Genomic DNA, 21,539 nt, shown 5'->3' with positions numbered 1-21,539 from the left:
TGCCGTCGCCACCACTTTGCGCATCGTTGCGTTACGCGCCAGAGGCCGCCGCGGCCGAGGCGGCCTTGCTCTTCTTTGCCTTCTTCTTCGATGCCTTGGTGCCGGACGCGTCGGCCGGCGCGGTGGCCGCAGGTGCGGCGGCCGGTGCGGAAGCCGCTGCTGCTTCGGATGCCGCGGCCTTGCTCTTCTTCTTCGACTTCGATGCTTTCGCGCCCGACGCTTCCGCGGGAGCCGGGGCTGCGGTCGTGGCCGGAGCCGGGGTGGTCGCCGCGGGCGCTGCTGCCGGTGCCGCCTTCGTGCTGCTGGTCGACTTCGTCGCAGGCTTGGCGCCGGTCGGGGGCGCGCCCGAGCCGTTGATCGTCAGGCCGGCCGCTTCGAGGTTGGTGACGGACTTGGCGCCGATGCCCTTGACGCGGGTGGCGAGATCGTCGGCGTCCTTGAACGGGCCGTTTTTGGTGCGTTCGTCGATGATCGCCTTGGCGTGAACGGGGCCGATGCCCTTGACCGATTCGAGCGCCGCCTGATCGGCGGAATTCACTTCGACGGCCGCCGCAAATCCGGCCGACAGCGACAAAGCCACAGCAACGCAAAGCATTAAAAGCTTCTTCAGCATGGCAAGCACTCCATTGAGGGCAAGTAAGTAAGCCGGGAACGGACGACGCATCCTGTCAGCAGGCGCTGCGTCTAAGCATAGAACAAATCGCGCGCCCTTATTTGTGAACGCCGCCGATTTATACCGATCGATTCGTGACAAGTAAATCAGGCCGCACAATATTTAAACCTTTTGCTTAGCCATTAGGCTGTTCTGAGTTTATCCATTCAATGCCGTCCGCTATAAAAAATCACACCGCAGACACATGACAGCGGTGAGCGCTTGACTTAGAGTGCACTCGAAGTCCTAACCTGAGTCCGTCATGTCGAAAATCTCAACCGCACTCACCATCGGTCAGGTGGCCGAAACGATCGGCGTCTCGACGCATACGCTGCGCTATTACGAACAGGCCGGGCTGATCCGCGAGGTCGGGCGCACGCAGGCGGGGCATCGCCTGTATTCGCCGGCCGATCTCGACTGGCTGCGCTTCGTAATGCGTCTGAAAGCGACCGGCATGCCGATCGCCGGTATGCAGGCGTTCGCGGCGCTGCGTGCACAAGGCCAGCCGACGATGGGCGCGCGCCGCGACCAGCTGGTGGCGCACCGGGATGCGGTTTTGGCGCGGATCGCCGAATTGCAGAGCAATCTGGGCGCGATCGTCGACAAGATCGCGTACTACGAGACGGCCGGGCGCAACGGCGGCGCGGTTGATGAGCCGACACGACAGGGCGGTGCGACCGCATCGCTTTCACATTCGGAAAAGGACTCACCATGGACTACGCACAAAACGACCGCTACACCCGGGGCTGGGACAAGCTGAAGGAGATCGACGGCGCGGCCGGCGAACAGGTGATCGCCGCGCTCGCGCCGATCGCGCCGGATTTCGGGCGGCTACTGATCGAGTTTGGTTTCGGCGATATCTACAGCCGGCCGCAGCTCGATCTGCGGGCGCGTGAAATTGCGACGATTGCGTCGCTCGCGACGCTCGGGTGTGCGCAGCCGCAACTCAAAGTGCATATCGAGGCGGCGTTGAACGTCGGTTGTACACGCGAGGAGATCGTCGAGGTGTTCATGCAGATGGCGCTCTATGCGGGTTTCCCGGCGGCGCTGAACGCGTTGTTCGCCGCGCGTGAGGTTTTCGAGCGACACGATCGGGCGGGGGAGGCGGGGCTGCGGGAGATGGCTGAGGAAGTGGAGGCGGGGTAACCGATGTGACGTCGGTGGGACAAGTGGTGCCTGTAGGGGCCGCTTTTTCTGTGGGCTAAAAAGCAACTAACCGTCTGCTTCTGATAGTGTCGTCGACGGGACGCGAGCGGCTAAGCCGCGAAGTATTGGTCAGCGAGGCGCGGCCGCCAGCTAGACCCTCAGCTCGCCGAATCCACCACGCCCACCAGCTCCGCCCGCAAATACCGCTTGCTCACCACCCGCCAGTACGCCAGCAAACCAAAACCGGCAATCGCGAGACTCGCCGTATTCGCGACCCAGAAGCCGCGCGCGCCGGTCAGCCATTCCGGCGTGACGCCGCTTACGTTGAAGCCGAGCAGATATCCGCCACCCAGCCCCACGCCCCACAACGCAACCGCATAGATGACGGTCGGCACGACTGCCACCTTGTACGCGCGCAGCACGAACGCGGTGGTGATCTGCAATGCATCGAACAGGTGGTAGCACACGACGATCAGCACCAGCGGCAGCGCTGCCGCCACGACCTGCGCATTCGGCGTATAGCCTTCGATGATGTACGGCCGCAGCACCAGCACGATCGCACCGTAACAACAGGCGATCGCGACCGCCATCATGATGCCGTGACGCGACAGCGTGCGCGCCGCTTCCGGCCGATGCGCGCCGAGCGCCTGCGCGACCAGCGTCGACGAAGCGATGCCGATCGACAGCGGCGTCATGTACAGCACCGCGCCGATGTTGCCGGCGATCTGATGACCCGCGAGCGTCGTCGTGCCGAAGCGCGCGATGAAGAGCGCCATGAACGTGTAGGACGTGACTTCGATCAGATACGACAGGCCCATCGGAATGCCGAGCCGCAACTGCGCCGTCTGACGCCGCCAGACCGGCCAGCAGAAGTGGGCGAAGATCGCGAACGGCCTGAACACGTCGACGCGCGTGAGCAGCACCATGCCGAGCACCGCGAGTCCCCAGTTGATCGCCGTGCTGGCGAGCGCGCAGCCCGGGCCACCGAGCGCCGGCACGCCGAGCCCGCCGAAGATGAACCAGGTGTTGAGCGGAAACTTGAGCAGCAGCGCGCCGATCTGCAGGATCATCACGAGCCGCGGTTGGCCGACCGCATTGGTGATCGAACTGTAGACGCGAAACGCGAGGCCCGCCGGCAAGCCGAAGGCCAGAATCCGCAAATAGGCGACCGTGCGTTCGTGCAGCGCGTCGGGCACGCGCGCCAGATGCAGCACCGGCCCGGGGAAAAACAGAATCAGAAAGCCGATGACGGTCAGCGCGAGCGCGAGCCACAAGGATTGACGCACTTCCTCGCCGATCTCGGTATAGTGGCGCGCGCCGTACAGTTGCGCGGCGATCGGCTGCAGCGCGGTGAGAATGCCGGTCAGCCCGATGTAGACGGAGATATAGATCGACGAACCGAGGCCGAGCGCGGCCAGATCGATCGCCGAGTAACGGCCGACCATCGCCGTATCGATCACGCCGAACGCGATGATCGCCAGTTGGCCGATCAATACGGGCCATGCCAGCGCGGCGATTTTCCGTACGTCGGCGAACATGGTCAGTCGAGCTTCTTGTGCCAGCTGCGGCGTTTGACGACCGGCGGCTTGGGCCGGTCGATCCGCACGTACAGGCGGAAGCGTTCATCGCGGTCGGCCACGCGGCGGCCTTCCCACACCAGTTTCCAGATGTAGTCCGGCAGCGCGCTCGGGTCGCCGTATTCCTGCGAGTCCTGACGCAGGATCACGTCGCAGTCCTGGTCGAATGAGAAGTGCATGTCGCCGAAATAGGCGAAGGTCGCTATCTGCGCATTCCCCAGGCGCACTGGCGAGATGCACGTGTAGTCGTCAGGCAGGTGGCTGGCGATCTGTTGCGCGACGTCCTTGTAGGTCCGGCTGTAGTTGACGACCGGCAGCCACAGCGTCATCAGCAGCACCCACATCAGCGTCGTGCCGGCGCTCGAGAGCACCACGCTGCGCCACAGGACCTTCGGATGACGCGCAAGACGCCAGCGCACCAGCATGAACCAGCACAGGGTCACCGCGACCGCGCACACGAACGACAAGATCTTGAACTGCGGCGCGAAGCCGGGCGCGAGACGCGCGAGGTTGCGCGCGAGCGGATGCGGGAAACCGGTCAACCCGGCCAGATACACCAGCCAGACGAAGCTGCCGAGGATCGTGAAGCTCAGCAGCGCGAACCAGTCGATCGCGTTGATCGCGCCGCGTTTGAGCGTGGGCAGCGCAAACGTGGCCAACACCGCGAGCGGCGGCAGCAACAGCATGTAGAGCCGGTTCGACTGGTGGCTCTGCAGGATCACCAGCACCAGCAGCGGCCCGATCACCGACAGTGGGATCGCCACGTGCGGCCCGCGCCGCAAGCCCTTCCAGCTGAACCACGACCACACCGCGAGCGGCCACGCCGGCCATGTGAAGAGCGGAAGGTTCTTTAGCGCATACGCGGCGACCGAGCCGGGCGGCCCGGCGAACGAACTCAGGCTGACGTGCAGCCATTGATTCAGATACCAGACGGCGTCGTCGGGGAAGGCGGCGAGCGCCGCGATCGGCCACGATACCGCCACCACGAGCGCGATCGGCAAACCGGCCAGCAGCAGCCAGCGGCAGCGCGTTTCGCGCACGATCAGAGTCATCGCCAGGGTGCCGAGCAGCAGCGCGCCGACCAGCACCGGGCTGCTTGCCAAGGTGACGAGGCCGATTGCGAGGCCCCAGATCGCCGCGCCTTGAATCGGCTTGTCGATCATGCGCACCAGGCCGTACACGAGCATCGCGATACAGACGAACTGCGCGAGTTGCGGCGTGGTCTCGTGGCCGCGTTCGGCGAGACCGAAGCAGGCGAGCAGGATCAGCAGGGCGCCGTCGGCGAGCGTGCGGCCGTAGTCGCGCGGTTCCGGCTCGCCGCCGAACGCGTACTTGAACGGCTGCACTTCAGCGCGCCGGCCGAGCAGGTAGGCGGCATACCAGACGAACGCGCAACCCGCGCAGAACAGCAGGCCGGTGAACACGCGCGACGCGTTGCTCGCGTCGACCCACGGCGCGAGCACGCGGATCGCACTGGCGCCGAGCCAGTAGCCGAGCGGGCCGTCCTCGGTCAGGTACTTGCCGACCAGATTCGGCAGCAGCCAGTCGTGTGCGCCGCCGTTCGCCATGGTCCACATGACACCGAAGCCGGCTGCGTCCTCGTTCTTCCACGGATCGCGGCCGAATAGTCCGAACGACGCGTAGACGATACAGATGGCTAGCAGCAGCCAGCGCGGCAGCGCGCTGGTCGCAGAGGCAGTGAGGCGAACGACAGGTCTCATGCGGTGTGTGGAAATTGGATAAGCGGTGCGGCCAGGACCGGACGGCGGGTCCGGCCGGCATGGCCCTTCTGAAGCATCCGGCATTGTAGTCGTGCCGTGCGATGCGCGTCACGACCGGTAACGGCCCGCAACGTCGTGGTGAATGCTGTAACACGGCCCCGCAGGGGAACGCCGGAGGGTTGATCCCCGCCCAGGCCAGCGCTGACGCACGAAGCGATCAACGCGGCTTCGCGCGGGACTTCAAACCGGGCGCAGGCAATGTGCCGGTCGAGGCGACAAAAAAGGGCAGCTCACGCTGCCCTTTTTCGCTGCTTCGCTGTCGGCCAAAGCCGGCGACGACGCGGGTATTACTTCGCTGCTGCCTTGCCGGTAGCGCGCGTGCCGAACTTCTTGTTGAACTTCTCGACGCGGCCTGCCGTGTCCATGATCTTTTGTTGGCCGGTGTAGAACGGATGCGATTCCGATGACACTTCGATCTTGGCGAGCGGGTAGGTGTTGCCGTTGAATTCGGCAGTTTCACGCGTCTGGATGGTCGAGCGCGTCACGAACTTGAAGTCGTTCGACATATCGACGAACAGGACTTCGCGGTAATTCGGGTGAATGCCTTCTTTCATGATCTTTCCTTTAATCTGGCGGTAGCCAACCCGCGTGCGAGCCGCAATGAGCGCGAAACGCATCTAGGCGCGAGCCACTTGCCTATGGTCGAAAAACGGCGATTATGCCAGAAAATCAGTCGCTTGACGACTTTTCTGCCAGCTTTCTGGCAGCTCGTTCGCGTTTGCCGTGGCCTTGGCCGGCGGTGGCCGCGGTCCAGGGCGATCGCGGGCACCGTGTGCCGGAACTTCCGGGGCCGCGCGGTGCCGGCAATCCGACTCGCAACGCCTTCGCCAGCGGGTGCCGGGCCTCAAGTGCCCGACGCGTCAGGCCGGCGCGAAGCTCATCCCGACGCGCGCCGGATCCTGCCGATAATAGCGCGCCAGCAGCCGGTACAACTCCGGATACTCCGCCTCGAACGCGTGCGGCTGCACGAACAGCGCCTCGCTGCACACGGCAAAAAATTCCGACGGATGGTCCGCCGCATATGGATCGATCAACGATTCGCGCTCGAAACGCGCCCAGCGGCGCTCCGGCACCGCGTCGACCTGCGCGCAGAAGTGGTCGTACGCGTGGTCGAACACGTCGGCCCAGGCCTGCGAATCGAGCGGTGCGTGCCAGCGGCGCATCAGAGGCGGGTGGCCGTCTGCTTCACCGTTGAGCATGTCGATCTTGTGCGCGAATTCGTGGATCACGACGTTGTAGGCGTCCGGGCCTTCGGTCATTTGCGCGTCTTCCCATGACAGCACCACCGGGCCGCCTTCCCACGCTTCACCGCTCGCGTCGTGTTCGACCTCGTGCACGACGCCGTCTTCGTCCTCGACCGTCTTGCGGATCACGAATTCGCCCGGATAAACGATCACGCCGACCCAGCCCCGATACAGATCGAGGCTCAGGTTCAGCACCGGCAGACACGCCTGAGCGGCGATCGCCACGGTCATCGCGTCGGTCAGCTCCAACTCGTGCGCGGTCGAGAATTCCTTTTGCGCGATGAACAGGCTGGTCAGTTCGCGCAGACGCGCGAGGTCCGGGGCGTCCAGGTGCGCGAGAAAGGGCAGGCCGTCGAGCGTGGCTTGCCACAGCGCGTCGTCGATCGCGTAGTCGCGCAGCGCGCGGTCGCGGCGGCGCGTGCCCAACCATTGAGTGAGTTTCGAGAGCATGGCCTGATGCAACCTTTAGTCGATCTGTTTTTGCCACGCGGCGAAAAGGCCGCCGCATATCGCTACGCCAATCAGAAAATAGAAGCCGTCCAGCGAGGCCAGAAAGCTTGCCTGCTGCGCGAGCGACCGGCTGATTTCGACCATCGCCAGCGAGTGCGCGTCGGACGCGGTGCGGCCCGCGGCGGCGAGGCTATTCGTCAGCGCGGTGAGCGTGTTCTGGAACACTGGATTGTACGGATTCACGAACTCCGCGAGGCGAGTTTGATGCAGTGCCTGCCGATGCTGTTCGACGATGATCACCGAGGCCGTGGCGAACGAGATCGTCAACTGCCGCACGATGTTCTTCAACCGGTAGCCATGCGTAAACTCTTCGATCGCAAAAATTCTGAAGGTCAGGTTGGCGACCGGCAACACGATGAACAGCAACAACAGTCCGCGCAGCAGCAGTGGCACGATCAGCGCCGCTTCGCCGACGCCCGGCGACATACGTGTCATCCATGCGGCGGCGAACGCGGCCACAGCGAAACCGGGCACGATGATCCACTTCTTGCACGGCAGCAGCTTCGCATAACGCAGATAGACGAACAGCGCGCTCGCGGAAATCAGCGACGTCGTGCCGACCAGCCGCCCGGTGTTCTCGACCGGGAAACCGAGGCCGCTCTCGAGAAAGCGCGAGATCAGGTAGCTGAATACCGTTGAGACGTAGTAGTAGAACATGTACAGCACGAGCCCGACCTGGAAGACCTTTTCGCGCAGCGCATGCAGGCGCATCAGCGGCGCGGGATGGTGCCACTGCTGATAGATGAACCAGCCCAGCGCGACCAGGCCGGCGAGCGTCAGCAGGATCAACCCCGGCGATGCGCTGAACAGCTGGAAGCGTACCTGTTGCATCACGATCTGCAGCGCGCCCTGGGCGAACGCGAAAATCAGATAGGGCCAGAAATGCGCCGACCCGCGCTCTTCGGGCAGACGGTTGCCGGAGTCGGGCAACGCGAGCAGCGCCAGCACGGCGAACAGCACACCCACGGGCGCCGTGCACGCGAATAACGCGCGCCAGTCGAAATGCGCGACCAGCTGGCCGCCGATCAACGGCGCGAGCGCGCTGCTCAACACGATCAGCAAAAGAAACGCGCGCGTGGCCGCCGGCCGCTGCTGCGGCGTGAAACTCATCTGGATCAGGATGCGGCAGGTGCCCATCATCGGACCGATGAAGTAGCCTTGAAAGCCGCGCGTCAACGCGAGTTCGATCGACGATTCGCAGAGTGCGGCGGCCACCGCGCCGGCGGAATAGAGCAGCATGCAGCCGGCTACATAGCGCCGGTAGCCGACGCGCTCGACCCACCACTGTTGCTGAAGGATGCCGAGCACCGCAGCCACCGCGTAGGCGCTCGAGGCCCACACCAGTTCGTCGGGCGACGCGTTGATGCCGCCGGCGATATAGCTGGTGAAAAAGGAGAAGATCGCGTTGTCGAAATAGTCGAGGCCGGTCACGACCGCCAGCACCCATGGGAAAAAATCGCCGCGCAGCGTGTCGACGCTGAACAGCGCGACGCGGGATGAGGCGGCGTTCATGACGATTCGTCCGGCGCCGACGTGCGTGATTTTCTGGTGCGCCTGGCAGGCGATGCGCCGGCCGCTTTGGCCAGCGCGTGGCGGCGTTGCTCGAGCAGCGCGTCGGCGTTCTCGCCGGCGAGGCGTCGTTCGAGATAGTCGAGATCGGGGCTCAGTTCGGCGCGCTGCTTCTGCGCTTCCTTGAGTTCGCGGCGCATCGTTTCGATATGGGCGTCGAGCGCTTCGACCTGCTGTGCGATGGCGTCGCGAATCTGCTGCAACGATTCGGTTGAAAAGCGATGGCCACCGTCGACCGCTTCAAGCGGCCGCTTGAGCATTTCGGTGATGCCCTGCAGCGAAAAGCCGAGCGAGCGCAGACGGAGGATGCGGCCGAAGCGCTTCAGGTCCTCTTCGTCGTACAGCCGGTAGCGGCCTTCACTGCGGGTGGGCGAGACGAGGCCGCGTTCCTCGTAGTACTTCAGCGTGCGCGGCGTGACCCCGAGGCGTTCGGCTGCATCGCGCACGGTCAGCAGGGTGGGTGAGTCCTTCGACATGAGTAATGGACAGGTAGGGCGGACCGGCCGCATTGTACTCTAACGTGTACGTTCACGTTCATGTTGTGGGCGCAGGCGGGACTCAGGGTGCAAACTCTGCGGACGAAAAAAAAACCGCTCGTCGATGACGAGCGGTTTTTTTCATGCAGTACGGTCGATGCAGCTATGCCGGCGCAAGGCCTTAGCTGCCGCCACCGCGACGCATCATGTCGAAGAACTCGGAGTTGCTCTTCGTCTGGCGGATCTTGTCGAGCAGGAATTCCATCGACTCGACTTCGTCCATGTCGTGAATGAATTTGCGCAGCACCCAGATCTTTTGCAGGACCTCGGGCTTGATCAGCAGTTCTTCACGGCGCGTGCCGGACTTGTTCAGGTTGATCGACGGGTAGACGCGCTTCTCGGCGAGACGGCGCTCCAGGTGCACTTCCATGTTGCCGGTGCCCTTGAATTCTTCGTAGATCACGTCGTCCATGCGGCTGCCGGTTTCGATCAGCGCCGTACCGATGATGGTGAGCGAACCGCCTTCCTCGATATTGCGCGCCGCGCCGAAGAAGCGCTTCGGGCGTTGCAGCGCGTTGGCGTCGACACCACCCGTGAGCACCTTGCCCGAGGCCGGCACGACGGTGTTGTAGGCGCGCGCGAGACGCGTGATCGAGTCGAGCAGAATCACCACGTCGTTCTTCATTTCGACGAGGCGCTTGGCTTTTTCGATCACCATTTCTGCGACCTGCACGTGACGCGCAGCGGGTTCGTCGAACGTGGAGGCGATCACTTCGCCGGCCACCGAACGCTGCATTTCGGTCACTTCTTCAGGGCGTTCGTCGATCAGCAGCACGAACAGCACGACGTCGGGATGGTTCTGCTTGATCGCGTGGGCGATGTGCTGAAGCATCACGGTCTTGCCGGACTTCGGCGAAGCGACCAGCAGACCGCGCTGGCCTTTGCCGATCGGCGCGATCATGTCGATGATGCGGCCCGTGACGTTTTCCTCGCCGCGCATTTCGCGCTCGAGCAGCAGCACCTTGTTCGGGTGCAGCGGCGTCAGGTTTTCGAACATGATCTTGTGCTTCGAGGCTTCCGGCGGCTGGCCGTTGACCTTGTCCACCTTCACCAGCGCGAAATAGCGTTCGCCGTCTTTCGGCGTACGCACTTCGCCTTCGATCGTGTCGCCCGTATGCAGATTGAAGCGGCGGATTTGCGACGGGCTGATGTAAATATCATCCGTGCTGGCGAGGTACGAGGTCTCCGGCGAACGCAGGAAGCCGAAGCCGTCCGGCAGCACTTCAAGCGTGCCGTCGCCGAAGATCGTGTCGCCCGTTTTGGCTCGTTTTTTTAGAATGGCGAACATCAGTTCCTGCTTGCGCAGGCGGTTCGCACTTTCGATCTCGAGGCCATTGGCCATCTCGATCAATTCGGACACGTGCAGAGTCTTAAGCTCGGATAAATGCATACGGAGAACCCGCAGGAGAAGGTGCGACGAAATGAAATCTGGGAGGAGAGTGAGCGGAACCGCTCAAGGACTTACACGTCTTTTCGACGTTTTGCGGATTCTAGCATAGCACAGGCCAATTTCCGCCAGTGTGGCGGCATGGCATCTTTCTTGTCGAGCGTGTTGCCGGCTGACAACATGCTCATCTCGACGCGCTCGCAAGTCTCGCGGACTGCGGGCGCGCCGCTATGCGCCGCTTGCTTTACAGGTTGCCGTCGAGGAACGCGGTCAGTTGCGACTTCGACAATGCGCCGACCTTCTGCGCGGCGACCGCGCCGTTCTTGAACAGGATCAGCGTGGGGATACCGCGCACGCCAAACTTGACCGGCGTCGATTGATGCTCGTCGACATTGATCTTGGCGATTTGCAGGCGATCAGCGTAATCCTTCGCGACTTCGTCGAGGATCGGCGCGATCATCTTGCACGGACCGCACCATTCGGCCCAGAAATCGAGCAGCACGGGTTTGTCGGATTTCACGACGTCCTGTTCGAACGATGCGTCGCTAATATGCTTGATTTGTTCGCTCATTGTATGAATACCTCTATCGGTTCGAGGCCCGCCTGAATTGCTCGCCACGATACGTCAAAACCTAAGGAAACTTCTGTTCGCTTTGCCGCACCCGGAGCCTTGTCGACACGCCAGGAAAACATGATGCCTTCTCCTGGAATGTGCGCAAGGCACGCGCATGCGGGTCATCCGTACGGCAGTTTAGCTTAATTCGCTATGCGTTGCCGGGGGCGATAGTACTCATCAGGGGCAGTGGGGCCAACGGCTGCCGGTGAAGTGCCACGACGTTCCAATCACTGCGATGCACTGTATCTGGTGGCTGGCGCGGCGAACTCAAGTGCCCGCGCAGACGCCCGCGCCGGGCGACTGCTATAAGGAGCAAAGAGCCTGATTCGCGCATCGAGGTCGATTTGCTCGTATTAACAGTCGCACGATGGGCCAGGCGGTGATAGAATGTTTCGTGACGGGCCTCCTCGCATGGAGGGATGGTCAATCTGGTCAGGTCGGGAACGAAGCAGCCACAGCCGTTTTCCACCAGTGCCGAGGGTCGGGCTCGTCACCTTCCTTTTCCTTGCATTGTCTGTTTCTTCTGTTTGTGTCTCCGCGGGTTTCTCCGCACCCTCTTCGAACTCGTGATTTACCCTTAGCGTCGCCATTTCAGGTGCATGCGGTCATGTCGCGGTTGTATTTCGCGCGCCCCATCTATTTTTTTCTATCAGTCCGTTAGCCGGTTTCGATGAAGCGGCGAGGCGCCTTCATGTGCTGGTTTTGAGCGGCATCGTTACTGATACAATTTCCGGATGACCTATCAAGTTCTCGCACGCAAATGGCGGCCGAAGGATTTCGCGTCGCTCGTCGGACAGGAGCACGTGGTGCGCGCGCTCACGCATGCGCTCGACGGCGGCCGTCTGCACCATGCCTATCTGTTCACCGGCACGCGCGGCGTCGGCAAGACTACGCTGTCGCGTATCTTCGCCAAGGCGCTGAATTGCGAAACCGGCGTGACTTCCACGCCGTGCGGCGTGTGCCGTGCATGCCGTGAGATCGACGAGGGGCGCTTTGTCGATTATGTCGAGATGGACGCGGCGAGCAATCGCGGTGTCGACGAAATGGCGGCGCTGCTGGAGCGCGCGGTGTATGCGCCGGTCGACGCGCGCTTCAAGGTCTACATGATCGACGAAGTGCACATGCTCACCAACCACGCCTTCAACGCGATGCTGAAGACGCTGGAAGAGCCGCCGTCACACGTCAAGTTCATTCTCGCCACCACCGACCCGCAGAAGATTCCGGTCACGGTGCTGTCGCGCTGTCTGCAGTTCAATTTGAAGCAGATGCCCGCGGGTCATATCGTCTCGCATCTCGAGCACATTCTCGGCGAGGAGAAAGTACCGTACGACGCCCAGGCGCTGCGCCTGCTCGCGCGCGCCGCCGACGGTTCGATGCGCGATGCGTTGTCGCTGACCGATCAGGCCATCGCCTACTCGGCCAATCAGGTGAATGAAGAGGCGGTGCGCGGCATGCTCGGCGCGCTCGATCAGAGCTATCTGATCCGCTTGCTCGACGCGCTCGCGGACGGCGACGGCGCAGCGGTGCTAGCAGTCGCCGACGAGATGGCATTGCGCAGCCTGTCGTTTTCGACAGCCTTGCAGGATCTGGCGAGCTTGCTGCATCGGATCGCGTGGGCGCAGTTCGCACCGTCGTCGGTGCTGGACGAATGGCCCGAGGCCGGCGATCTGCGCCGCTTTGCCGACGCGTTGAGCGCCGAGCAGGTGCAATTGTTCTATCAGATCGCGACGATCGGCCGGAACGAGCTGGGCCTCGCGCCGGACGAATACGCCGGCTTCACGATGACACTGCTGCGGATGCTGGCGTTCGAGCCCGCGCCTACCGGTGGCGGTGGCGCGGCGGGTGGGGCGAGTGCGGCTGGTCCGGCGAATTCTAGCGGTGCGAAGCGCGCGGGGGCATCGACGGTGGCGGCTTTGCGAGCCTTGTCGGGTTCGCCGGTGGCGGCTGCGACGATGCCGATGAGTGCGCCAGCGAACGCGCATGAAGCGGCAGGCGCCAATCTGGCGGTTCGTGGTTCGCAGGCCGGTGGCGCGATGGCGGACAACGGCGCGATGTCGCGTGCCGCGGCCGAATCCGCCGCGGCTCCAGGGGAGCAGACCACGCATGCAATCAGCGCGCGGTCGGTGTCGGAAAATACTGCGCAAGACACCGCGACGCTGCAATTACCTCACGCCGAGGCGGCAGTCGTTGCCGAGCCGATCAAGGTTCACGGAGAAGCGGTTGCGGCGCCGAGCGTTACACCCGCCACCACTGTTGCGAGCGCGCCACCCGCGTTAGCTCCGTGGGACGACGCGCCTGCCGATGCGGCTTCTAACGAGGGTTCCGCCAATGCGAGCCTCGCCGACGCAGCGGGCAATCCACCCGCCACGAACGCTCGCTTCGACGACGCAAACGCAAACGCAAACGCAAACGAAGCCGCCGCGGCAAGTGTCACCCTCAACCACGCGAGTTCAAACGAAGCGTCCGTCGCGCCCGCTCTCAACGACCCGACGCCAGCCTCCGCGCTCACAGCACCGGCAACTGCCGCGCTCGCCCGCACGGAGCAAGCCGCAACCGCACGACAAGAGCCCTCCGAACGACAAGAGCCCTCCGAACGAACAGCGGCCGTAGCCGAATCCGCGCCGCGCCGCGCCGGCGGTGCGAGTGCCGCACTCGACGTCTTGCGCAGCGCCGGTCTGAAAGTATCGTCGGACCGTGGCCGCGCCACTTCGGCAGCGGCTGCGAAGCCCGCAGCGCCGGCCGCGCCGAAGCCGGCCGCGCCGCGCGTGGTCGTCCCGGTGCCGACGCCTGGCGCGCCGCGCCGCGCGCAGCAGCAGGATGCCGCGCCGGCCGCCCGTGCGCCGTCGTCGCCGGCTCAGCGCGGTGGCGCAGAGCAGAACGGCGCGTCGATGCCGCCGTGGGATGACATGCCGCCCGACGATTACGTGCCGATCTCGGCATCGGACGATGGCTATTTCGGCCCGCCCGACGACGACTACATGCCCGTGTTCGACCGCGGTCCCGACGACGTCCGCGTAAGCGCCCCGGCAGCGGCCGCGCCCGCGCCGGTGGTCGACGCGCGGCCGCTGCCGCCCGCCGTGCCGCTCGACCCGCTGGGTTTCAACGGCGACTGGCCCGCGCTCGCCGTCGATCTGCCGCTCAAGGGCATTTCGTATCAGCTCGCGTTCAACAGCGAACTGATGGCGCTCGACGGCAACACGCTCAAGCTGAATGTACCGGTGCCGCAGTACGCGGAAGCGTCGCAGGTCGCTAAACTGAAGGCCGCGCTTGCGGAAAGGCTCGGCCGGCAGATCGAGGTGCTGGTCGAAGTCGGTGCGGCGCGCCGCACCGCCGCCGCGCACGACGCCGCGATGCGCGCGCAGCGTCAGCAGGAAGCGGAGCGCGAGATCGGCGCCGATCCGTTCGTGCAGTCGCTGATCCGCGAGTTCGGCGCGAGCATCGTGCCCGGCTCGATCCGCCCGATTACACCGGACGCCGCAGCGAACGGCGCGTCGCCGGCCCACTGATTCGCCGCGCTATCCGCTGTAGCGCGCCCGATTTCCAGATTTCACGCTATCAAGAAGGAGCATGTCCATGATGAAAGGCCAACTCGCCGGGCTGATGAAGCAAGCCCAGCAGATGCAGGAAAACATGAAGAAGATGCAGGAGCAACTCGCGCTGATCGAAGTCGAGGGGCAGTCGGGCGCCGGTCTCGTGAAGGTGACGATGACCTGCAAGAACGACGTGCGCCGCGTGTCGATCGACCCGAGCCTGCTCGCCGACGACAAGGACATGCTGGAAGACCTCGTCGCGGCGGCGTTCAACGACGCCGTGCGCAAGGCCGAAGCCACCGCCCAGGAAAAGATGGGCGGCATGACTTCGGGTCTGCCGCTGCCGCCGGGCTTCAAGCTGCCGTTCTGAACGACGCCGTCGCCACGCGCGTGAGCGCCGCGGCTGCTGCCGCCGCGGCGTGAACGGAGCGTACAAACCGGCGCCGCCGAGCGGCACGCGCGAAGGCAACGTGCGAACCGGGCGGCCTGAGCGCAGCGCGCGACTTGTATGCGCAGTCCATTCGCATCGGTGCGCGCCCGGTCGCTCGAACCGTCCATCAGACGCGAGGACGCAGGCCTCCCGGCCACGACCGCGCCGGCAGACAATGCCTGACCGAATTCACTGCATCGCGACCCGCATCCATCACGGGCATCATTCACTTCGACGCCGATCCGCATGAAACAACCTTCCGCCTTGTCGGCGCTCGTCGAAGCGCTGCGCGCGCTGCCCGGAGTCGGGCCGAAGTCCGCGCAACGCATGGCGTATCACCTGATGCAGCACGATCGGGAGGGCGCCGGGAAGCTCGGCCGCTCGTTGCTGTTCGCGACTGAGCATCTGAAGCACTGCGAGAAGTGCAACACCTTTACCGAAGCGCAGATCTGCGAAGTCTGCCTCGATGAGGAGCGCGATCCGACGCTGCTGTGCGTCGTCGAAACGCCTGCCGACCAGATCATGCTCGAGCAGACCATGACCTATCGCGGCCTGTATTTCGTGCTGATGGGGCGGCTGAGTCCGCTCGACGGCATCGGCCCGAAGGAGATTCATTTCGACCGGCTGGTCAGGCGCGCCTCAGACGGGGTCGTCAAGGAAGTCGTGCTCGCGACCAATTTCACCAACGAAGGCGAAGCGACCGCGCACTACCTCGGGCAGACGCTCAAGGCGCGCGGTCTCGCCGTCACGCGTCTCGCGCGCGGCGTGCCGGTGGGTGGCGAGCTCGAGTATGTCGACGCCGGCACGATCGCGCGCGCGATGCTCGACCGGCGTTCGATGTAATACCACGGCGACCTGCACGCCATGCCGCGCAAGCAACGGGCGCGGCTGCGGCATCGGGCACGCGTCGCGGCCGCAGCCTGAACCGTTATGACCGCACAGGTTGAAACCGCGCAGGTCAGAAACAGAAGAAAGGAGACACATGAGCGCTACCCCCGAATCTGACGCGAGCGCCGCGCATGATGGCCAGAATCAGGCACCGCGCGGCCCGCTCGCCGGTGTCAAGGTGCTGGAACTCGGCACGCTGATCGCGGGCCCGTTCGCCGCGCGTTTTCTCGGTGAGTTCGGCGCCGACGTCATCAAGATCGAAGACCCCAAAGGCGGCGATCCGCTGCGCAAATGGCGCAAGCTCTATCCGGAAGTCGGCGGCACCTCGCTGTGGTGGGCCGTGCAGGCGCGCAACAAGAAGTCCGTCACGATCAATCTGAAGGCCGAAGAGGGCAAGGAGATCGTGCGGCGTCTCGCGAAAGAAGCGGACATCGTCGTCGAGAATTTCCGGCCGGGTCTGCTGGAGAAACTCGGACTCGGTTATGACGTGCTGTCCGCGGATAACCCCGGCCTCGTGATGGTGCGTCTGTCCGGCTACGGCCAGAGCGGCCCGTATCGCGACCGGCCCGGCTTCGGCGCGATCGCCGAATCGATGGGCGGCTTGCGGCATATCACCGGCTATCCTGACTTGCCGCCGCCGCGCATCGGCATTTCGATCGGCGATTCGATCGCCGCGCTGCACGGCGTGATCGGCGCGTTGATGGCGCTGCATCACAAGCAGGTCAATGGCGGCAAGGGGCAGGTCGTCGACGTCGCGCTGTATGAGGCCGTCTTCAACATGATGGAAAGCGTGGTGCCCGAATACGGCGTGTACGGCATGGTGCGCGAGCGCACCGGCGCATCGCTGCCGGGCATCGTGCCGTCGAACACGTATCCGTGCCGCGACGGCAGCATCGTGATCGGCGGCAACAGCGATCCGATCTTCAAGCGGCTGATGGTGGCGATCGAGCGCGAGGACCTCGCGAACGATCCGGGGCTCGCGCATAACGACGGGCGCGTGCCGCGCACACAGGAGATCGACGGCGCGATTGCCGCGTGGCTCGCCACGCGCACCATCGACGAAGCGCTCGCGGTGCTGAACGCGGCCGATGTGCCGGTTGGCCGCATCTACAGCGTGGCGGATATGTTCACCGATCCGCAGTTCATGGCGCGCCAGATGATCCAGCGCTTCAAGTGGCAGGACGGCAAGGAAATCACGCTGCCGTCGGTCACGCCGAAGCTTTCGGCGACGCCGGGCGAGACGCGCTGGCTCGGTCCCGAACTGGGTGAACATACCGATGAAGTCCTGCAATCGCTAGGTTATGATGCTGACGACATCGCAAGGCTGCATGCGCAACAGATAGTGTGAGGCCTGGCGCGGCGCAAGCAGTCGCGCGGCGCGGAAGACGATCGCGGCGCCCACGAGCGCCGCACAAGAAGACCCAGCAGCGATAAAAAGCGGCTGCAAAAGCAGGTGAATGGCAACCGCGCACAATCATGCGCAACCGCGAGCAGCCGCGAAAAAAAGCTTCAAAAAAGCCGCACAACAAAAGTTCGGAGACGACAGACCATGCAACGCAGAACCTTCCTCGCCGGTAGTGCCGCGCTCGCGGGCGCGACGCTGGCGGCTTCGCCGCTCGCTTTCGCGCAGGGCAAACCGGAAACCACCAAAGTGGCGATCGCGGTCGGCGGCAAGAACCTGTTCTACTATCTGCCGCTGACGATTGCAGAGCGTCGCAATTACTTCAAGGACGAAGGCCTCGACGTCGAGATTTCCGATTTCGCCGGCGGCTCGCAGGCATTGAAGGCTGCGGTCGGCGGCAGCGCGGACGTGGTCTCCGGTGCATTCGAACACACGCTGCTGTTGCAGGCGCAGAAGCAGATGTTCCGCGAATTCGTGCTGCAAGGACGCGCGCCGCAGATCGTGCTGGCGGTATCGAAGAAGACGATGCCGAACTACAAATCCATTGCCGATCTCAAGGGCAAGAAGATCGGCGTGACGGCGCCGGGTTCCTCGACCTCGATCATGGCGAGCTTCGTACTCGCGAAGGCCGGGCTGAGCGCGAAAGATGTCGCGTTCATCGGCGTGGGCGCGGGCGCCGGGGCGATCGCCGCGCTGCAGTCGGGGCAGATCGATGCGATCGCCAATCTCGACCCGGTCATGACCAAGCTCGAGCGTACGGGCGAGATCCGCGTCGTGTCCGACACGCGCACGCTCGCCGATACGCGCAGCGTGTTCGGCGGCAACATGCCGGCGGGCTGCCTGTATGCGTCGCAGAGCTTCATCACGAAGAATCCGAACACCACGCAGGCGCTCACCAACGCGATGGTGCGCGCGCTCAAGTGGCTGCAGGCGTCGACCGGCAGCGAGCTGATCAACACGGTGCCGGAAGGCTATCTGCTCGGCGACCGCGCGGTGTATCTGGACGCGTGGCAGCATGTGAAGGAAGCGATGTCGCCCGACGGCCTGATGCCCGCCGATGGTCCGGCGACGTCGCTGAAGACCTTGCAGGCGTTCGATCCGAACGTGCAGGGCAAGCCGATCGATCTGTCGAAGGCGTGGACCAACGACTTCGTGAAGAAAGCGCTGACCACGGTCAAGGTGTAAAGCGCGCTCGGGCAGGCGCACGCGAGGCAGCGCAGACGCGGCGTTCGCTGGGTTCGCCGCGCCCGCGCCGCTCTGAGCGCAAGGCGCCGCCATGACGCCGCTACGACACCACCCCTTACCCAAACCGATCTTCGAACAAGCGAGCTGAACGATGACCGTAGCCGCCCTGGCGCTCGACAACATCACCTGCACGTTCGCTGCGCGCGACAACCGCGCGCAGCGCTACACGGCGGTCAAGGACACCACGTTGCGCATCGCGCCGGGCGAGTTCGTCTCGGTGGTCGGTCCGACCGGCTGCGGTAAATCCACGCTGCTGAACGTCGGCGCGGGCTTGCTGACGCCGTCCTCGGGTTCGGTCAGCGTGTTCGGCGAGCCGCTCGACGGCATCAACCGGCGCGCCGGCTACATGTTCCAGGCCGACGCGCTGATGCCGTGGCGCTCGGCAATCGACAACGTGATGGCCGGCCTCTCGTTTCAAGGCGTGCCGGCGCCGCAAGCGCGCGCCAAAGCCGACGAGTGGTTAAAGCGCGTCGGTCTCGGCGGCTTCGGCGATCGCTATCCGCATCAACTCTCGGGCGGCATGCGCAAGCGCGTCGCGATGGCGCAGACGCTGATTCTGGATCCGGACATCATCCTGATGGACGAGCCGTTTTCCGCGCTCGATATCCAGACGCGCCAATTGATGGAAAACGAACTGCTCGACCTGTGGGCCGCCAAGCGCAAGGCGGTGTTGTTCATCACGCACGATCTCGACGAGGCGATTGCGATGTCCGATCGCGTGGTGGTGTTGTCGGCGGGGCCGGGCACGCATCCGATCGGCGAATTCACGATCGATTTGCCGCGTCCGCGTGACGTCGCCGAAATTCGTGCGCATCCGCGTTTCGTCGAGCTGCATGCGCAGATCTGGAGCGTGCTGCGTGATGAAGTGCTCAAGGGGTATCAGCAGCAACTGAGCGCGGTCTAATCGCGCGTGTCGTCTGGCGCTGTGCCGTGCCGCACGCGTGTATGCGCGCCTGGCTCAGCGCGTTGTTCCAATCGTCCAAGGCAAACCGAGTCATGTGGAAGACGTTACGCCCGAGGCGGGCGAATCTGGTGATCTGGCAATGGCTGCTGCTCGTGCTGTGCTTCGTGCTCTGGTACGTGCTGACCAGCCCGACGCTGCTGCCGGCGTTCTATTTCGACGATCCCAACAAGGCCGCATTCTTCTTCGGCGAGCCGCAGAAGGTGTTGCAGCGGATCTGGGAGTGGTTCACGGGCGGCGAGATCTATCTGCATCTATGGATCACGCTGGTCGAGACCGTGCTCGCGTTCGTGCTCGGTACCGCGCTCGGACTCGGCGTCGGTCTGTGGCTCGCGCTCGCGCCGCTTGCGAGCGCGTTGTTCGATCCGTATGTGAAGGCCGCCAACTCGATGCCGCGCGTGATTCTCGCGCCGATCTTCGGCGTGTGGTTCGGTTTGGGCATCTGGTCGAAGGTGGCGTTGGGCGTGACGCTGGTGTTTTTTATCGTCTTCTTCAACGTCTACCAGGGCGTGAAGGAAGTCAGCCCGGTCGTGCTCGCGAACGCACGCATGCTCGGTGCGAACCGCAAGCAGTTGCTGCGCTTCGTCTATTTGCCGAGCGCGATGAGCTGGGTGTTTTCCAGCTTGCATACGTCGGTCGGCCTCGCGTTCGTCGGCTCGGTGGTGGGCGAGTATCTCGGCTCGGCGCGCGGGGTCGGCTATCTGATTCTGCAAGCCGAAGGCACCTTCGATATCAATACGGTGTTCGCGGGCATTCTGGTATTGACCGCGTTCGCACTGGTGCTCGATGCGATCGTCGGGATTGGCGAGCGGCGCTTGATGAAGTGGCAGCCGAAGACTGGCGACACCGAGAAACTGTAGTCGCGCTGGCGCGGGCGCTCGATAAAAAACGGCGTGCGGGTTTCTACCGCACGCCGTCTTCGTTTGTGCCGCTCGCTCGATCGTGCATCGCTTCACCATCGATCAAACGCACGCCGGCTCAAGGCGTAATCACCACCTTCCCGATCACGCGACGCTCGGCCATATCGCGCAAGGCGCGGCCGGTGTCGTCGAGCGAATAGCGGGCTGACACGTACGGTTTGAGCTTGCCTTCGCGGATCCAGCCGGTCATCTGCTCGAACGCGGCGTGATTGCGCTGCGGCTCGCGCTTCGCGAAGTCACCCCAGAAGACGCCGACCACGCTCGCACCTTTGAGCAGCGTCAGATTGAGCGGCAACTTCGGAATCTCGCCGTTCGCGAAACCGACTACCAGATAGCGCCCACGCCAGCCGATGCTGCGAAACGCCGGTTCCGCATACACGCCGCCGACCGGATCGTAGATCACGTCCGGGCCTTTGCCGTCGGTGAGCGCCTTGATGCGCTCGCGCAGATCCTCGGTGCTGTAGTTGATGATCGCGTCCGCGCCGTGTTTGACACAGGCGGCGAGCTTCTCGTCGCTCGACGCCGCCGCGATCACGCGCGCGCCGAGCGCCTTGCCGATCTCGACGGCCGCCAGCCCGACGCCGCCCGCCGCGCCCAGCACCAGCATCGTTTCGTCGGCCTGCAACGCGCCGCGATCGACCACCGCGTGATGCGAGGTGCCGTACGCGAGCGTGAATGCCGCGGCCACGTCGAACTCGACGCCTTCCGCGAGCGGCACGCAGCCCGCGGCCGGTGCCAGCGCCTGTTGCGCAAAGCCGCCCGAACCGGTGTACGCGACCACGCGCGCGCCAGGCTTGAACTGCGTGACGCCGTCGCCGACCGCACGCACGACGCCCGCGACTTCCGAGCCGGGCGTGAAGGGCAGGGGTGGTTTGAACTGGTATTTGTTTTCGATGATCAGCACATCGGGGAAGTTGACGGCTGCGGCTTTGACGTCGATCACGACGTGGCCGGGCGGCGGCACGAGGTCCGGCAGGTTGTCGACGACCAGGCTCTCCGGCGGCCCGTATTGATTACAGCGAATCGCGCGCATCGTGTCTCCATATCGATCAAGGTTCGCAAACATTCGCAAACATTCGCAAGCAGTCCGAGTGTAAAACAAACAGCACGACCGTGCGTTTTTATCGTGCAGCAGGCGACCGGTA

The 21,539-nt window shown here is 64.2% G+C and carries 19 protein-coding genes and 1 other RNA gene; 10 read left to right on the top strand and 10 right to left on the bottom strand.

All coding sequences use genetic code 11. The annotated features are described in order from the left end of the window. Positions 1-31: 31 nt before the first annotated feature. A complete protein-coding gene (locus tag ACZ9H4_RS09415) occupies positions 32-613 on the bottom strand; it encodes a ComEA family DNA-binding protein (RefSeq protein ID WP_476118872.1) in 582 nt (193 codons plus the stop codon). A 301-nt stretch (positions 614-914) separates the two neighbouring features. Between ACZ9H4_RS09415 and ACZ9H4_RS09410 the strand changes: the two genes are divergently transcribed. Continuing rightward, positions 915-1,412, top strand: a complete 498-nt coding sequence (locus ACZ9H4_RS09410; RefSeq protein ID WP_476118871.1) for a MerR family transcriptional regulator — start codon at positions 915-917, stop codon at positions 1,410-1,412. Then, positions 1,364-1,798, top strand: a complete 435-nt coding sequence (locus ACZ9H4_RS09405) for a carboxymuconolactone decarboxylase family protein (protein ID WP_408143190.1) — start codon at positions 1,364-1,366, stop codon at positions 1,796-1,798. The genes ACZ9H4_RS09410 and ACZ9H4_RS09405 overlap by 49 nt, the downstream gene beginning before the upstream one ends. A 158-nt stretch (positions 1,799-1,956) precedes the next feature. Here the strand turns inward: ACZ9H4_RS09405 and ACZ9H4_RS09400 are convergent, their stop codons facing one another. From ACZ9H4_RS09400 to trxA, 8 genes are all read right to left on the bottom strand, one after another. Continuing rightward, positions 1,957-3,336, bottom strand: a complete 1,380-nt coding sequence (locus tag ACZ9H4_RS09400; protein ID WP_476118870.1) for an MATE family efflux transporter — start codon at positions 3,334-3,336, stop codon at positions 1,957-1,959. A 2-nt stretch (positions 3,337-3,338) separates the two neighbouring features. Continuing rightward, a complete protein-coding gene (locus ACZ9H4_RS09395; RefSeq protein WP_408325942.1) occupies positions 3,339-5,096 on the bottom strand; it encodes an ArnT family glycosyltransferase in 1,758 nt (585 codons plus the stop codon). 347 nt (positions 5,097-5,443) lie between these two features. Continuing rightward, positions 5,444-5,710, bottom strand: coding sequence for a type B 50S ribosomal protein L31 (locus ACZ9H4_RS09390; RefSeq protein WP_168661969.1), 267 nt, complete (start codon positions 5,708-5,710; stop codon positions 5,444-5,446). A gap of 306 nt (positions 5,711-6,016) precedes the next feature. Beyond that, positions 6,017-6,850, bottom strand: coding sequence for a M90 family metallopeptidase (locus tag ACZ9H4_RS09385; RefSeq protein WP_408143195.1), 834 nt, complete (start codon positions 6,848-6,850; stop codon positions 6,017-6,019). Between the two features lie 15 nt (positions 6,851-6,865). After that, complete coding sequence (locus tag ACZ9H4_RS09380) at positions 6,866-8,422, bottom strand: MFS transporter (protein WP_476118869.1); 1,557 nt, start codon at positions 8,420-8,422, stop codon at positions 6,866-6,868. After that, on the bottom strand, positions 8,419-8,955 hold the full coding sequence (locus ACZ9H4_RS09375) for a MerR family transcriptional regulator (protein WP_476118868.1): 537 nt from the start codon (positions 8,953-8,955) through the stop codon (positions 8,419-8,421). The genes ACZ9H4_RS09380 and ACZ9H4_RS09375 overlap by 4 nt, the downstream gene beginning before the upstream one ends. Before the next feature lie 181 nt (positions 8,956-9,136). Further along, positions 9,137-10,405 carry a transcription termination factor Rho gene (gene rho / locus ACZ9H4_RS09370; protein ID WP_006048863.1) on the bottom strand — a complete coding sequence of 423 codons (1,269 nt, stop codon included), beginning with the start codon at positions 10,403-10,405 and terminating at the stop codon, positions 9,137-9,139. 241 nt (positions 10,406-10,646) lie between these two features. After that, on the bottom strand, positions 10,647-10,973 hold the full coding sequence (gene trxA, locus ACZ9H4_RS09365) for a thioredoxin TrxA (RefSeq protein WP_006048864.1): 327 nt from the start codon (positions 10,971-10,973) through the stop codon (positions 10,647-10,649). Positions 10,974-11,414: 441 nt separating this feature from the next. On the opposite strand from trxA, the gene ffs reads away from it, so the two are divergent. The 8 genes from ffs (at position 11,415) to ACZ9H4_RS09325 (ending at position 20,334) form a co-directional block, all read left to right on the top strand. Next, an RNA gene (gene ffs / locus ACZ9H4_RS09360) (signal recognition particle sRNA small type) lies at positions 11,415-11,513 on the top strand. A gap of 239 nt (positions 11,514-11,752) precedes the next feature. Further along, entirely contained in the window at positions 11,753-14,524 is a 2,772-nt protein-coding gene (gene dnaX, locus ACZ9H4_RS09355; RefSeq protein ID WP_476118866.1) for a DNA polymerase III subunit gamma/tau, read from the top strand. A gap of 67 nt (positions 14,525-14,591) precedes the next feature. Further along, complete coding sequence (locus ACZ9H4_RS09350) at positions 14,592-14,918, top strand: YbaB/EbfC family nucleoid-associated protein (protein ID WP_007182071.1); 327 nt, start codon at positions 14,592-14,594, stop codon at positions 14,916-14,918. A gap of 306 nt (positions 14,919-15,224) precedes the next feature. Then, positions 15,225-15,821, top strand: coding sequence for a recombination mediator RecR (recR, locus tag ACZ9H4_RS09345; protein ID WP_168668462.1), 597 nt, complete (start codon positions 15,225-15,227; stop codon positions 15,819-15,821). 139 nt (positions 15,822-15,960) lie between these two features. Then, positions 15,961-17,214: a CaiB/BaiF CoA transferase family protein gene (locus tag ACZ9H4_RS09340; RefSeq protein ID WP_408152563.1), complete on the top strand. Its 1,254-nt coding sequence runs from the start codon at positions 15,961-15,963 to the stop codon at positions 17,212-17,214. A gap of 201 nt (positions 17,215-17,415) precedes the next feature. After that, positions 17,416-18,453, top strand: coding sequence for an ABC transporter substrate-binding protein (locus ACZ9H4_RS09335; RefSeq protein WP_168668466.1), 1,038 nt, complete (start codon positions 17,416-17,418; stop codon positions 18,451-18,453). Between the two features lie 151 nt (positions 18,454-18,604). Next, the gene (locus ACZ9H4_RS09330; protein ID WP_121318369.1) at positions 18,605-19,417 is read left to right on the top strand and encodes an ABC transporter ATP-binding protein; all 813 of its coding nucleotides are present in this window, start codon (positions 18,605-18,607) and stop codon (positions 19,415-19,417) included. A 92-nt stretch (positions 19,418-19,509) separates the two neighbouring features. Continuing rightward, positions 19,510-20,334, top strand: a complete 825-nt coding sequence (locus ACZ9H4_RS09325; protein WP_042323772.1) for an ABC transporter permease — start codon at positions 19,510-19,512, stop codon at positions 20,332-20,334. Positions 20,335-20,452: 118 nt separating this feature from the next. Here ACZ9H4_RS09325 and ACZ9H4_RS09320 read toward each other — a convergent pair whose 3' ends face one another. Then, positions 20,453-21,427, bottom strand: coding sequence for an NADPH:quinone oxidoreductase family protein (locus ACZ9H4_RS09320; RefSeq protein ID WP_476118865.1), 975 nt, complete (start codon positions 21,425-21,427; stop codon positions 20,453-20,455). Positions 21,428-21,539 lie beyond the last annotated feature (112 nt).

This window comes from Paraburkholderia sp. TE9906, from assembly GCF_056279605.1.
Note: the sequence above shows the minus strand (reverse complement) of the source record. Positions and strands in the feature narration are given on the sequence as shown.